Genomic DNA, 14,094 nt, shown 5'->3' with positions numbered 1-14,094 from the left:
TTTTAGTATTAATTATTTTAAAATTTATAAGCCAATGTTGCAATAAAAGACCTTGGTTGTTCTGGTGTTATCGTACTCCAACCAGAATAGTATTCTTTATCTGTAATATTGTTTGCTTTTATACTTATTCTATAAGTATTTGTTTCGTAGTAAGCAGAAGCATTAAATATGGTATAAGAAGGTAGGTTAAAACTACCCGTTACGTATTTATAGCCAACCATTGTATCATATTCACTAGCTCCATTAAAACCAGCTCCAAAACCTAAGTTTTTAACAAAACCTTGTTTAAACTTATAATCTGCCCAAAAGTTATATGTAATTTCTGGTCCTGATTCTTGATAACGTAAACCTTCTAAGTAAGTTGCTGAAGGAGATTTTTTTACCTTAGAATCATTATAACTAAAACCAGTGTGAATATTTAATCCGTTTACTGGGTTTGCATTTACATCTAACTCTATTCCCTGACTGTTAATTTTTCCGTCTTGAGTTTTAGTGTAGAATAAATATTTATTCTGAACAACGATATTATAGTAGCTTAATGTTGTTTCTAGTTTGTTATTAAAGATGCTTGTTTTTACACCAAACTCTAATTGATTTGCTTCTTCAACATCAAAAGATTGTAATGTTGAAACAGCTGTACCTGTAGAGTTGTCTGTTATGTATTGCGGGTTTACATAAGAAAATCCATTTTGATAATTTGCAAATAATGATACCTTATTAAGTATTGGTTGGTATACAATACCAAATTTTGGTGAAAATGTAGATTTAGTATATTCTGTGTTATTATCCGTATCGGTGTTTTGGTCTCCTTTGTATTGAAACCTGTCATAACGTACACTCGCCATAAATGACAATTCTGGTAAAACATTTATTACATCAGAAACATAAGCACCTAATATATTTTGATGAAGATCGCTATTTACATTGCCAGAACCAGATAAGGCAGCACTTAAATTAGTTGCAGTAATAGCAGGTCCTCCAAAAGGTAATTCTCCCTGAGGTGTTACACTATGTAGAGAAGCCCAATTAGAGCTTTTGTCTGCTATCTTTTTTGATAAATAATCTACCCCAACTAATAGCTTATTTCTTAAATCTCCTAATTTAAAATCGCCAAGAAAGTTTTGCTGTGCATTAAAAGCCTTTGTTTTTGTGTCTAATTCACTTGCGTATAGCGCAAAGTAAGGTGTAACAGTTGGTTCCGATGGATTTGAGTAATCTGCGTAATTCCATAAATAGGTATAATAACCGCTAGAAGAAGCAGTGCTTCCAGATATAATTGATTGAGAAGACCAATTATCAGAAATTTTCCAAGCAACTTCTGCTCTATAGTTTTGGGTTGGACTTTTAATAGTAACGCTATTGTCTGTAAAAGATTTATTTGTGTCGTAATTTAAGGCATCTAAATCTACATAATATGAAGTTGCGGCTCTGTTTAAGAATAAAGAAACTCCATTTGTTTGTTCTGTAGAGTTTACTTCGTAAGATAAGTTAAGCGTTAAATTATTGTTTACTTTATATGAAATTGCAGGAGCCATAAAGACAGATTTTTTAAAACCAGCATCCTGAAAGCTATCTTCATTTTGAAAACCGGTATTAAAACGTAGAGAAAATTTTTCACTTTTATCTGTAACGTTTATATCTGCATTTAATTTTTCGAAACCAAAAGAACCATAACTCGCAGAGATGTTACCACCTGTACCGTTGTAAGGTTTTTTTGTGACAATATTAATCAATCCTCCGTAAGAAGCAACAGCACCTCCAAATAAGGTTCCAGAAGGTCCTTTAATAACTTCTATACGTTCTATGTTAGAAGAATTAATAAAACTATTTGTAATACCAGCAACACCGTTTACTAATTGAGGTTGCACAGAAAAACCACGACTACTAAAAAATGCAGCTCCATCATTAGATCTACCTGTAGACGCCCATAATTTAGAAATACCTGTAACGTTTTTTAAAGCATCATCTAAAGTATTTACAGATTGAGATTCTATTAATTGATTTGTAACTGTATTGTAAACTTGCGAATTTTCGATGTCTTTTAGCGGCATTTTTGCAACATAAGCACTTTGTTTTCTAGAGAACTTATTTTTTCTATTTGATTCTATAATAACTTCACTTAAAATTTCATTTCCTTCAAAAAGAAGAATTGTACCTAAGTCTTTTGTTTCATTATTTAAAATCGATACTTTAATTTCTTTAGTTTTAAAACCAAGATAAGAAATAGATAAAGTATAATTTCCGTGCTCTATGTTGTTTATTTTAAAGACACCATTTTCATTTGTTTGAGCTCCTATTTTTGTGTTTTTTATTAAGACTGTAACTTCAGATAATATTTGTTGTGAATTGTCTTTAATAATACCTTTAATTACTGATTGCTGACTAAATGTTATAAAAGTAGTTAGTAATAACAGTAAAATTGATAACTTGTGTTTCATTTGTTTTTATTTAGACTTAATATGTATAGTTGATTTTTTGACAAATGTATTTTACATAATTGATACTTGCAAGTTATTTATAATAAATCTAAATAATATTTTAAGTGCTTGTTTTTATAGTATTTATTTATTGTTTTTTGTTTAGAGGAACCCTTTTTTTTAGGAAGAAAAAGAGATGGGGAAATTTCTATTTCCCCATAATTTATCACCATCAGCCAACTCTATAAAGGTAAAATTGTTGTTATAATCATGTTCTAAAGCATGTTTAAATATGTTTCGGATGTTTGCAAAAATATTTGTAAAACCACTGTCTCCTTTATGAGAATCGCTAAAAAGAACGAATTTAGAATCTGCATTAAAACAAATTCTTTTGGCATTTTTAAAAGCATGAGAAATTCTAAGGTTAGAAGATATTTGTCATTTTTTTTTAAATATAAAGTTGCATAAAAAATAGGGTTTCATAAAATTATGATTTTTTTAACAAAACCTTAATTAGTTGCATGTGCAACTAATTAAGGTTTTGTTTATTTTAGCCAAGTGAAAAATGATGAAAAACATATAGATTTTGAAAATTCAATAGGTCCTTGGTTTGGGAAAACTAATAAAATGGTTGATTTTTTTTTTCAGGAATCATTTAAATCTAAAAATATAGACCTTACCAAAGAACAGATGATTCTTTTAAAAAAGTTGCAAGATCAAGATGGTTTAAATCAACATGATTTGGCTTTTTTAACATTAAGAAACAAATCTTCTTTAGCACGTTTGTTAGTAAATATGGAAAAGAAAAATTACATATTTAGAGAACAAAATAAAGATGATAAACGTATTAAAAATGTATATATAACTAATTTAGGAAAAGAAGTTTTTAATAAAACAAAACCTATTATTCAAGATTTAATTACTACGATGGAGAAAACTATTTCTCCGGAAGAAAAAGAACAAATAATTAATACTTTAAAAAAAATACAAACAAATTTATATTCTAAAATAAAACAAATTTAATAACCGATATATGAGAAAAATTATACTAGCTGTTCTTGGAGTATTAACTATTGTTGGGGCAATAATTTTGGGGAATTACTTAATTGATAAAAACCAAAAACCAAAACCAAAATATAAAAAACAAATTAAAACGGTGTATGTAAAGGAAGTAGAGAATACTGAGATTCCTATTATTTTATCTGCTAATGGTAATTTAACAGCAAAAAATAAAATAGAAATTTATTCTGAAGTTTCTGGTATTTTAAAATCGTCTAAAAAACTATTTAAAGCAGGTACAAATTATTACAGAGGCGAAACATTGTTAAGTATTAATAGTGATGAGTTTTATGCTAGTTTACAATCTCAAAAAAGTAATCTAAATAATTTAATTACGGCAATTCTACCAGATTTACGTTTAGATTATCCAAAAGAATTTGGCAAATGGGAGGCTTACATAAAAAGTTTTAATATGAATACATCTACTCCAAAATTACCAGAATTTTCTTCTGATAAAGAAAAATATTTTATTAATGGTAGAGGTATTGTTACTGCATATTACAATGTTAAAAACTTAGAAGTACGTTTGTCTAAGCATCAAATAAAAGCACCTTTTACTGGGAATCTTACAGAAGCCTTGGTAACACCGGGTTCTTTGGTTAGAGTTGGACAAAAATTAGGGGAATTTATAAACCCAAGTGTTTATGAAATGGAAGTTTCTATCAATTCAGAATTTGCCGACTTATTAAAAGTAGGCAATACGGTTGCCCTCACAAATTTAGAAAAAACTAAAAATTATATAGGTAAAGTTGTTCGTGTAAATGGTAAAGTAGATCAGGTTTCTCAAACGATAAAAGTATACATAGATGTACAGCACCCAGATTTAAAAGAAGGAATGTTTTTAGAAGCAGATTTGGTTGCAAAATCAGAATCAAACGCAATAGAAATCTCTAGAAAGTTATTGGTAAATAATAAAGCAGTGTACACAGTTAAAAACGATAGTATTTTAACATTAACTAACATTAATCCTGTTTATTTTAATTCAGAAACGGTTGTTGTAAAAGGTTTAGAAAACAATCAAAAAATGTTATCACAGGTTTTACCTGGTGCATTTAATGGTATGATTGTAAAAATTAATAAAAAGTAATTATTACTGAAATAAATTCAGCATAAAATGAAGAAAATAATTACATATTTCATAAAATTCCCAGTAGCAGTTAATATATTTATTATTGCTTTTGTTTTGTTCGGATTGGTAGGTGCTTTAAGTATGAAGTCCTCCTTTTTCCCGCTAACAGACTCGCAATTAATAAATATTTCATTAGCATATCCGGGAGCCTCTCCACAAGAAATGGAAGAAGGTGTGGTGTTAAAAATTGAAGACAATTTAAAAGGTATTGTTGGTGTAGAAAGAGTAACCTCTGTGTCTAGAGAAAATTCTGCAACGGTAAATATTGAAGTAGAAAAAGGAAAAAATATAGATGTTGTTTTATCTGATGTAAAAAATGCAGTAGACAGAGTGCCTTCTTTTCCTTCTGGTATGGAGCCAGCAGTTATTGCAAAAGTAGAAAACATTAGGCCCACAATTAGTTTTACGATTAGTGGCGATAATTTAAGTCTTAAATCTATAAAGCAATATGCTAGAAATGTAGAAAATGATATTAGAGGAATAGACGGAATTTCGCAAGTTGCTTTATCTGGGTTTCCAGACGAAGAAATAGAAATAGCAGTAAGAGAAAATGATTTACTAGCGTATAACATGTCTTTTTCTGAAGTAGCTGCAGCAATACAAAACTCTAATCTATTAATTACAGGTGGTAATATAAAAACCGAACAAGAAGATTATTTAATTAGAGCAAGTAATCGTTTTTATTATGGAAGCGAACTTTTAAATTTAATTGTTAGAACAGAAACTAACGGAAATATTATCCGTTTAAAAGATGTAGCAGAAGTTAGAGATACTTGGTCTGAAACACCAGACAGGTTGTATTATAATGAAAATTTAGCCATAGATATTACTGTAAGTAATACAAATAATGAAGATTTAATTTCTTCTGCAGATAAAATAAAAGAATACATACATAAATACAACCAAGAAAACCAAAATGTACAACTTAATATTACAAGTGATAGAAGTACTACATTAAATGGTAGAACAAAATTATTAATAGAAAATGGTATTGCAGGTATTTTACTGGTTCTTTTCTTTTTAGCATTATTTTTAAACTTACGTTTGGCAATATGGGTTGCTTTTGGTTTGCCAATTTCCTTTTTTGGGATGTTTATTTTTGCTGCTCAATTTGATGTTACTATAAACGTATTATCTCTCTTTGGAATGATCATCGTTATTGGTATTTTGGTAGATGATGGTATTGTAATCGGAGAAAATATTTATCATCATTATTACGATTTAGGGAAATCTAAAATACAAGCAGCCATAGATGGTACCATGGAAGTAATTCCGCCAATTGTTTCAGCTATTCTAACTACTCTTATCGCGTTTTCTACGTTCTTTTTTGTAGACGGAAGAATAGGAGATTTCTTTGGTGAGGTATCAACAATTGTTATTTTAACACTAACTGTTTCTTTAGTAGAAGCTTTAATTATCTTACCAGCTCACATTGCGCATTCTAAGGCTTTAGATAGAAAACGTTTAGAGAACGGAGTAGAAGTTAAGAAAAATGCGTTAGATGCTTTTTTTAATAAAATAAATAGAGCAGCAGATATAGGTTTAGGTAAATTAAGAGACAATTATTATGTGCCTTTTTTAAAGTTTTCATTAAAAAATAAAATCTTTGCATTTGCTATTCCAATTGCCTTGGTAATTTTTAGTTTTATGGCAATGAAAGCAGGTATTGTAAAACAATCTTTTTTTCCTAGAGTAGCAAGTGATAGTGTTAAAATTACACTAACAATGCCACAAGGTACAAACGAGAAAATTACAGATTCTATTATTTCATCCATAGAAAAAAAGGTTTGGTTGGTGAATGATGAGTATACCAAAAAGCAAACAGGTAATGTACAAGTTATAGAAAATGTAATTAAAAGAATTGGTCCTGGTAGCGCAAATGCAACCTTAACCGTAAATTTATTGCCAGGAGAAGCAAGAGATTTTTCATCACCAGAAATAACAAATACAATTACAGATAAAGTTGGTAAAGTTACAGGTGTAGAGAGTTTAATCTTTGGTTCTGGTGGTAATTTTGGAGGAAGCCCAGTGGCGGTTTCTTTATTAGGAAATAATATTACAGAATTAAAAGCTGCCAAAGAAGAATTAAAACACGAGTTAGAAAATAATCCGCTTTTAAAAGATATTTCAGACAACGATCCGGCAGGAATTAAAGAGGTTAAAATTAAATTAAAAGACAATGCCTACTTATTAGGCTTAACCTTGCAATCTGTAATGAGTCAAGTTAGGTCTGGTTTCTTTGGTTTTCAGGCACAACGTTTTCAAAGAGGTCAAGATGAAATTAAAGTTTGGGTTCGTTATGATAGAAAAGACCGGTCTTCTATAAAAGATTTAGATGACATGCGTATTATTACGGCAACAGGAACAAGAATTCCTTTTTCTGAAATTGCAAATTATACCATAGAAAGAGGAGATATTGCCATTAATCATTTAGATGGTAAAAGAGAAATTCAAATTACGGCAGATTTAAAAGACCTTGAAACGAGTGCAACAGAAGTTTTAGATGACATTAAGTTAAAAGTAATGCCAGAAATACTTTCTAAATACCACACCGTAACTCCTTTGTATGAAGGTCAAAATAGAGAAGCTAAGAAAACTACAGATTCAGTTGGCGTAGTAGGTCCTATTATTTTACTATTGATTTATATTGTAATTGCCTTTACATTCCGTTCTTACAGTCAACCAATATTATTAATTGTAATGATTCCTTTTAGTATGATTGGTGTTGTTTGGGGACATTATTTTCATAATTTTTCAATTGGTATTTTATCATTTTTAGGAATTATAGCTCTGGTAGGAATTATGGTAAATGATGGCTTGGTTTTAATTGGTAAATTTAATAATTACTTAAAAGAAGGAATGAAATTCGATGAAGCTCTTATTAGAGCAGGTCAATCTCGTTTTAGAGCTATTGTATTAACTTCTTTAACAACAGTTGCAGGTTTGGCTCCGTTATTATTAGAAAAAAGTAGACAAGCACAATTTTTAATCCCTATGGCAATATCTATTTCTTACGGAATAGCCATTGCAACGATATTAACATTGGTAATGTTGCCATTATTATTATCTGTTTCTAACAGTGTAAAAGTGGGTATAAAATGGCTAAAAACAGGAGAGAAAGTAAATAAAGAAGAAGTAGAAAGAGCTATCATAGAATCTAAATTTGATGAACATGAAGATCATTAGAAACACCATATTAGTAGTCGGGTTTTTATCGACTTTACAAGGATTTTCGCAAGAAATTCTAACAAAGAAAGAAGCGCTAGAAATTACCTTAGAAAATAATTTCGGAATTAAAATAGCGAACAATAATTTAGACGTTGCAAAAAACAATAAAAGTATTTACAATACTGGTTTTTTACCGACGGCTAGTATTTCTTCTGGTGCAAATTATAGTAATAATAATCAAACCAACACACCACAGACAGGAGCCCCAACATCTACAACAGGTGCAATAACCAAGTCTTATAATGCAAGTATTGGTTTAAATTATACTCTTTTTGATGGTTTGGGAAGAAAATACAATTATCAGCAATTAAAAGAAACGTATAATTTAACCGAATTACAAGCCAGAGAAACGATTGAAAACACGTATTTACAATTGTTTACCTCTTATTTTCAAATTGCAAGGTTATCAGAAAATAAATCGAATTTAGACGAAGCATTGTCTATTTCTAAACAACGTTTACTGCGTGCAAAATATCAATATGAATACGGGCAATCTACCAAGTTAGAGTTGTTAAATGCAGAGGTAGATGTAAATAATGATAGTATAACTTTAATAAATGCCAATCAGCAATTAAGCAACGCAAAACGTAATTTAAACATTATATTGGGTGTTGAGAAAGAGGTAACTTTTATTGTTGAAACTGAGGTTCTTTTTAATAAAATGATGAATTTTGAAGATTTGCAACAAAAAACAATTTCTAATAATTCTACCCTTAAACAAAATGAAAAAAACATTGCAATTAGTGAGTTTAACATCAAAATAAATAAGGCAAATTATTTACCGACTTTAGGGTTTAGTTCATCTTATGGTTGGAATCAGAATGATAACGAAAACCTTGCCAATGCCTTTCAGCCAAAATCTACATCATCTAACGGATTAAATGCTGGTTTAAGTTTGTCTTGGAATTTGTTCGACGGAGGAGGTACAAAAACAAGAGTTGCCAATGCTAAAATTGCTTTAGAAAATCAACAAATATTATTAGCACAACAAAAAGTTACAATAGAGAATAATTTAAAAAATACTTGGGAGAATTATCAAAATCAATTATTTATTTTAAAGGCACAAGAAAAAAATGTTTTAACTACTCAAAATAATTTTGATAGAACCAAAGAACGTTACAAATTAGGGCAAGTTACTTCTATAGAATTTAGGCAAGCTCAGATTAATTTTATCAACTCTAAAACAGCGTTTAACAATGCAAAATTTGATGCTAAATTAATAGAATTACAGTTGTTACAGTTAAGCGGAGATATTCTAAATGAGCAGTTTTAAAAACTGATTTTAATCATATGTTAAAATATTTTTATATATTAATTTTGAATTCAAAATTAGAAGAATATGAATTTTTTAACCATACCACAGGTCTCTTGGGTAAATGGCACAATTATGATTGGTATTTTTGCACTGGTTGTAGTAGGCTTAGTTGTAGCTGTTTACTTATTAATGAGCACAGATAAAAAAGCAAAATAGATATCTCTATTTTTATTGATGCCTGAGTTTAACTCGGGCTTTTGTTGTTCTATTAAAATCTATTTCACTATTTTTATAGATGAAAAAATAAGGAATAATGATAAGTAAACTAGAAAGCAATTTTGGGTATCTTTTAGAGAAAGATTTAATTTTAGAAATTCAAGAATTAGGTGTTTCTAAAGAGTTTAAAGAAGATACCACAATTATTGAGGTTGGAGATTATATAAAATCGATGCCTTTATTAATTTCTGGAGCTATTAAAATTCTTAGAGAAGATGAAGATGGTGATGAAATAGTTTTATATTACTTAGAAAAAGGAGACACTTGCGCCATGACCCTTTCTTGTTGTATGGGGCAAACCAAAAGTAAAATTAGAGCCGTTGCAGAAACAAATGTTGAGTTAATTATGTTGCCTAAAGAAAAAATGGCAGAATGGTTAGGGAAATATAAAACGTGGCAAGCCTATATTTTACAAACATATCATCTTAGAATGGATGAGCTTTTAGAGGCTTTAGATACCATCGCTTTCTTAAAAATGGATGAACGCATTTTTAAATATTTAAAAGACAAAGCAATGGTTACTCATAATGATCTTTTACATGTTACCCACAAACAAATTTCTGAAGATTTACATACATCTAGAGTTGTAGTATCTCGATTATTAAAAAAATTAGAAAACGAGCGTAAAATAGAACTTTTTAGAAATAGTATTAAAGTTTTAGAACTGTAACATTAGTTACTGAATAATAATAAAATACATCCTATTTTTGTAATAAAAATAGATGAAATTTTTCAGTTTATTTATAGCACTGGCTTTTATATTTGGATGTAAAGATGCCAAAAAGACTCCTTCTTATTCTAAAAAGGCGGCTTCAGAAACACAAGAACATGTTGGTAAAAAGTTAATGGAAACAAACTGTTATGTTTGCCATAATGCTACCACACCAGAAGATAACCGAATTGCACCACCAATGATTGCCATTAAAAAAAGGTATTTAATGGGGAATTCTACAAAAGCTTCATTTATAGCATCGATGCAAAACTGGATTAAAAACCCAACCAAAGAAAATGCTATAATGTATGGCGCCGTTCAACGTTTTGGTTTGATGCCTAAACAGGCTTTTCCTGAAGAAACAATTCAGCAGATTGCAGATTATATGTTTGAGTCTGAAATAGAAAAACCAGCATGGTTTGACGAGCATTACAATCAACAACATGGAAACGGAAATGGCAGAGGTAATGGAATGGGTAGAGGTAATGGAAACGGAATGCAAAGACAGCAGCAAGGTGCTAATTTTAAAAACCTAACTTACAGTGAAAAGGGGTTAAAATATGCACTAGGTACCAAAGCTGTTTTAGGAAAAAACTTAATGGGAACAATTCAAAAAAAAGGAACCTTGGCAGCATTAAAATTTTGTAATGTAAAAGCATATCCTCTAACAGATAGTATGTCTGTAGTATATAAAACAAGTATAAAAAGAGTTTCAGACAAACCAAGAAATGCAAGTAATGCCGCTAATAATTTAGAGAAAGAATATATTACTGTTTTTAAAAAAGACGCCCAATTAAATAAAGAGTCAGAACCGATTGTTGTTGAATCTGCAGAAAATGTAAAATTTTATTATCCAATTAAAACAAATAGTATGTGTTTGCAATGTCATGGTAAACCAACCCTAGATATTAAAAGCAATACTTTAGCTGAAATAAATAAGTTATACCCAAAAGATTTAGCTGTTGGCTATGCAGAAAATCAAGTAAGAGGAATTTGGAGTATTACCTTTCATAAACAATTATAAAATTCTTAGGCATGAGCAATTTTTTAGACGTTATTAATCAAGACAAACCTGTTTTAGTAGATTTTTTTGCAGAATGGTGTGGGCCTTGTAAAACAATGAGTCCTATTTTAAAAGAAGTAAAAGATGCTTTAGGAGATAAAGTATCTATAATTAAAATTGATGTTGATAAAAATCAATCTTTAGCAGCTAAATATCAGGTTAGAGGTGTACCAACGTTTATTTTATATAAGTCTGGTAAACAGGTTTGGAGACAGTCTGGAGCCGTACAAAAAACAGCATTAATTACTGTTATAAATAATCTGGGGGGATAATTATTATAATAGTAATAAGTTGAAAAGCATCTGATTAAAGTCAGGTGCTTTTCTACTTAGAAATACAATCTAAACTGTAAAAACCACCACAATTAACAGTTCTCTTTTTAGAGAATTGGGTAATTAAATATGCCGTTGTAATTAAATTTCTTAACTCGCATAAATCTACAGAAAGTTCTGAGTGATCATATAAACGTTTGTTATCTTCATACAATACTCTTAGTTTTTTTTCAGCACGTTTTATACGCTCGTTAGAACGTACAATACCCACATAATTGGTCATAATCGTTTTTACTTCATTTCGATCGTGCGCAATTAATATTTTTTCCATGTTTTTAATAACGCCATTGTCATTCCAAACAGGAATATCCGTTGGCATTTTAGCGTTATCATATTTTTTAGAAATATTTAAAAAGGCATTGTGAGCGTAAACCAAGCCTTCTAATAAAGAGTTAGACGCCAATCTATTTCCGCCATGTAAACCCGTTCTAGTTACTTCGCCACAAGCATATAGTTTTTTAATAGAAGTCTTTGCTTTTTTATTAACATTTACACCACCGCAAATATAATGAGAGGCTGGTACAACCGGAATATAATCTTTGGTAACATCTATATTTAAAGAAGCACATTTTTCTGTGATATTAGGAAAATGCTCTTTAAATTTATCCATATCTAAATTAGTACAATCTAAATATACATGTGGTTTTCCACTTTTCTTTAATTCGTTATCTATAGCTCTAGCAACAATATCTCTAGAGGCTAATTCTTGTCTTTCATCATATTTATGCATAAAGAAATCACCATTGTAATTTCTTAATCTAGCACCAAAACCTCTTACGGCTTCAGAAATTAAAAAAGCAGGGTATTCTCCTGGGTTGTACAACGCTGTTGGATGAAACTGAATAAACTCCATTTCAGAAATTTCGGCTTTTGCACGGTATGCAATTCCTATTCCGTCTCCAGTAGCAACCACAGGGTTTGTTGTGGTTTCATATACTTGGCCATTACCACCAGAAGCTAAAACAGTAAATTTACTTACAAAAGTTTTTACTTTTGCATTTTTTTCATCTAACACATAAGCACCGTAACAAGAAATTTTTCCGTTTCGTTTTGTCTTTCTCTTTTTTGTTTGATGTTCGGTAATTAAATCAATTGCATAATGATGCGTTAAAAAATCAATATTTTTAAGCGCATTTACTTGCGCTAATAAAGCACGTTCTACTTCTGCACCTGTTATATCTGTATGATGTAAAATTCTATTCTGAGAATGTCCTCCTTCACGACCTAAATCGTAATCACCATTTTCATTTTCATCAAATTGTGTTCCCCAGTCAATTAATTCTTGTAGTCTATCTGGGGCATCACCTACCACCATTTTTACCACCTCTTCATCGCATAAACCATCACCTGCAACTAAAGTATCATTGATGTGTTGTTCAAAACTATCAACGGTTCTGTTGTAAACAGTGGCAATACCACCTTGTGCATACTTAGTGTTAGACTCACTTTGTTCGTCTTTAGTAACTATTGTAATTTTAGCGTCTTTAAACTTAGTGGCTGTTTTTAGCGCAAAAGTTAATCCAGAAATTCCAGAACCAATTACTAAAAAGTCTGTAGAAATTATTTTTTTATCAGGTAACATTTTAAGGCGTTATTTAGAAAGTTCTAACATTCTATTAATAGGAATAATTGCTTTTTTTGCTAATTCTTCTTCAACTTCTATGTTAGGTAATTCGTGTTTTAAACATAAATACAATTTTTTCATTGTATTCATTTTCATGTAAGCACACTCGCTACAAGCACAGGTATTATCTTCTTTAGCAGGAGCAGGAATAATTATTTTATCTGGGTTTTCTTTTAACATTTGGTATAAAATACCGGCTTCTGTAGCTACAATAAATTTTTTCTTTTTACTGTTTTTTACATGATTTAAAAGCCCAGAAGTAGAACCAATATATTTAGCAACCTTAAGCATGTGTGCTTCAGATTCTGGATGCGCAATTAATTCGGCATCTGGATGCTCTTTATATAAGTCAATCAGTTTTTCCATAGAAAAAGCTTCGTGTACCATACAAGCGCCATCCCAAAGTAACATTTCTCTACCTGTTTCTTTGTTTAAATAAGCACCTAAATTTCTATCTGGTGCAAAAATTATAGGCTGATCTAAAGGAATTGCATCAATTATTTTTTTAGCGTTAGATGATGTACAAACGTAATCGCTTAATGCTTTAATTTCTGCCGAACAATTAATATAAGTGACAACAAGATGATCTGGATGTTGTTTTTTAAATGCAGCAAAATCTTCTGGCGGACAAGAATCTGCCAATGAACAACCCGCTAATAAATCTGGTAAAAGAACCTTTTTAGTTGGGTTTAATATTTTTGCAGTTTCTGCCATAAAATGAACTCCTGCAAAAATAATCATATCTGCATCTGTTTTGGCAGCTTGTTGCGCCAAAGCTAAACTATCACCAACAAAATCTGCAATTTCTTGAATTTCATCAATTTGATAATAGTGTGCTAAAAGAACTGCATTTTTTTCTTTTTTTAGCTTTAAAATCTCCTCGACATAATTTATATCAGGAGTTTCTATATCTAAAAATCCTTTTTTAGTAAGATTTTTCTTTGCAGTTTCTAAAGTTTCCATAAAAAGTGTTTATTTTGAACTATAGTGCAAATATAA

The 14,094-nt window shown here is 30.1% G+C and carries 11 protein-coding genes; 8 read left to right on the top strand and 3 right to left on the bottom strand.

Going from position 1 to position 14,094, the window contains the following annotated elements; translation table 11 throughout:
* Positions 1–17 precede the first annotated feature (17 nt).
* Positions 18–2,438: a TonB-dependent receptor gene (locus WHD07_RS09655; RefSeq protein WP_343328229.1), complete on the bottom strand. Its 2,421-nt coding sequence runs from the start codon at positions 2,436–2,438 to the stop codon at positions 18–20.
* Between the two features lie 606 nt (positions 2,439–3,044).
* On the opposite strand from WHD07_RS09655, the gene WHD07_RS09650 reads away from it, so the two are divergent.
* The 8 genes from WHD07_RS09650 (at position 3,045) to trxA (ending at position 11,411) form a co-directional block, all read left to right on the top strand.
* The gene (locus WHD07_RS09650; protein ID WP_343328228.1) at positions 3,045–3,440 is read left to right on the top strand and encodes a MarR family winged helix-turn-helix transcriptional regulator; all 396 of its coding nucleotides are present in this window, start codon (positions 3,045–3,047) and stop codon (positions 3,438–3,440) included.
* Between the two features lie 10 nt (positions 3,441–3,450).
* Positions 3,451–4,563, top strand: a complete 1,113-nt coding sequence (locus WHD07_RS09645; protein ID WP_343328227.1) for an efflux RND transporter periplasmic adaptor subunit — start codon at positions 3,451–3,453, stop codon at positions 4,561–4,563.
* 27 nt (positions 4,564–4,590) lie between these two features.
* Positions 4,591–7,791, top strand: a complete 3,201-nt coding sequence (locus WHD07_RS09640) for an efflux RND transporter permease subunit (RefSeq protein ID WP_343328226.1) — start codon at positions 4,591–4,593, stop codon at positions 7,789–7,791.
* A complete protein-coding gene (locus WHD07_RS09635; RefSeq protein WP_343328225.1) occupies positions 7,778–9,106 on the top strand; it encodes a TolC family protein in 1,329 nt (442 codons plus the stop codon). The genes WHD07_RS09640 and WHD07_RS09635 overlap by 14 nt, the downstream gene beginning before the upstream one ends.
* Positions 9,107–9,172: 66 nt before the next feature.
* Positions 9,173–9,304, top strand: a complete 132-nt coding sequence (locus tag WHD07_RS09630; RefSeq protein ID WP_262510187.1) for a hypothetical protein — start codon at positions 9,173–9,175, stop codon at positions 9,302–9,304.
* A gap of 97 nt (positions 9,305–9,401) precedes the next feature.
* Positions 9,402–10,034 (top strand): Crp/Fnr family transcriptional regulator, encoded by a 633-nt coding sequence (locus tag WHD07_RS09625; RefSeq protein WP_105049973.1) that lies wholly within the window; start codon positions 9,402–9,404, stop codon positions 10,032–10,034.
* 52 nt (positions 10,035–10,086) lie between these two features.
* The gene (locus WHD07_RS09620; RefSeq protein ID WP_343328224.1) at positions 10,087–11,100 is read left to right on the top strand and encodes a c-type heme family protein; all 1,014 of its coding nucleotides are present in this window, start codon (positions 10,087–10,089) and stop codon (positions 11,098–11,100) included.
* A gap of 11 nt (positions 11,101–11,111) precedes the next feature.
* A complete protein-coding gene (trxA, locus tag WHD07_RS09615) occupies positions 11,112–11,411 on the top strand; it encodes a thioredoxin (protein WP_105049975.1) in 300 nt (99 codons plus the stop codon).
* Between the two features lie 52 nt (positions 11,412–11,463).
* On the opposite strand, the gene nadB is transcribed toward trxA, so the two are convergent.
* The gene (gene nadB / locus WHD07_RS09610; protein WP_105049976.1) at positions 11,464–13,053 is read right to left on the bottom strand and encodes an L-aspartate oxidase; all 1,590 of its coding nucleotides are present in this window, start codon (positions 13,051–13,053) and stop codon (positions 11,464–11,466) included.
* 9 nt (positions 13,054–13,062) lie between these two features.
* Positions 13,063–14,058 carry a quinolinate synthase NadA gene (gene nadA, locus WHD07_RS09605; protein ID WP_343328223.1) on the bottom strand — a complete coding sequence of 332 codons (996 nt, stop codon included), beginning with the start codon at positions 14,056–14,058 and terminating at the stop codon, positions 13,063–13,065.
* Positions 14,059–14,094: the final 36 nt, after the last annotated feature.

The sequence above is a fragment of the Polaribacter staleyi genome, from assembly GCF_038024045.1.
Lineage (GTDB): Bacteria > Bacteroidota > Bacteroidia > Flavobacteriales > Flavobacteriaceae > Polaribacter > Polaribacter butkevichii.
Note: the sequence above shows the minus strand (reverse complement) of the source record. Positions and strands in the feature narration are given on the sequence as shown.

What these genes read in the sequence shown, in the direction of transcription:
- trxA (WP_105049975.1), top strand. Translation starts at nt 11,112, where the DNA reads ATGAGCAATTTTTTAGACGTTATTAATCAAGACAAACCTGTTTTAGTA.
- WHD07_RS09625 (WP_105049973.1), top strand. Translation starts at nt 9,402, where the DNA reads ATGATAAGTAAACTAGAAAGCAATTTTGGGTATCTTTTAGAGAAAGAT.
- WHD07_RS09650 (WP_343328228.1), top strand. Translation starts at nt 3,045, where the DNA reads ATGGTTGATTTTTTTTTTCAGGAATCATTTAAATCTAAAAATATAGAC.
- WHD07_RS09655 (WP_343328229.1), bottom strand. Translation starts at nt 2,438, where the DNA reads ATGAAACACAAGTTATCAATTTTACTGTTATTACTAACTACTTTTATA.
- WHD07_RS09620 (WP_343328224.1), top strand. Translation starts at nt 10,087, where the DNA reads ATGAAATTTTTCAGTTTATTTATAGCACTGGCTTTTATATTTGGATGT.
- nadA (WP_343328223.1), bottom strand. Translation starts at nt 14,058, where the DNA reads ATGGAAACTTTAGAAACTGCAAAGAAAAATCTTACTAAAAAAGGATTT.
- nadB (WP_105049976.1), bottom strand. Translation starts at nt 13,053, where the DNA reads ATGTTACCTGATAAAAAAATAATTTCTACAGACTTTTTAGTAATTGGT.
- WHD07_RS09640 (WP_343328226.1), top strand. Translation starts at nt 4,591, where the DNA reads ATGAAGAAAATAATTACATATTTCATAAAATTCCCAGTAGCAGTTAAT.
- WHD07_RS09635 (WP_343328225.1), top strand. Translation starts at nt 7,778, where the DNA reads ATGAAGATCATTAGAAACACCATATTAGTAGTCGGGTTTTTATCGACT.
- WHD07_RS09630 (WP_262510187.1), top strand. Translation starts at nt 9,173, where the DNA reads ATGAATTTTTTAACCATACCACAGGTCTCTTGGGTAAATGGCACAATT.
- WHD07_RS09645 (WP_343328227.1), top strand. Translation starts at nt 3,451, where the DNA reads ATGAGAAAAATTATACTAGCTGTTCTTGGAGTATTAACTATTGTTGGG.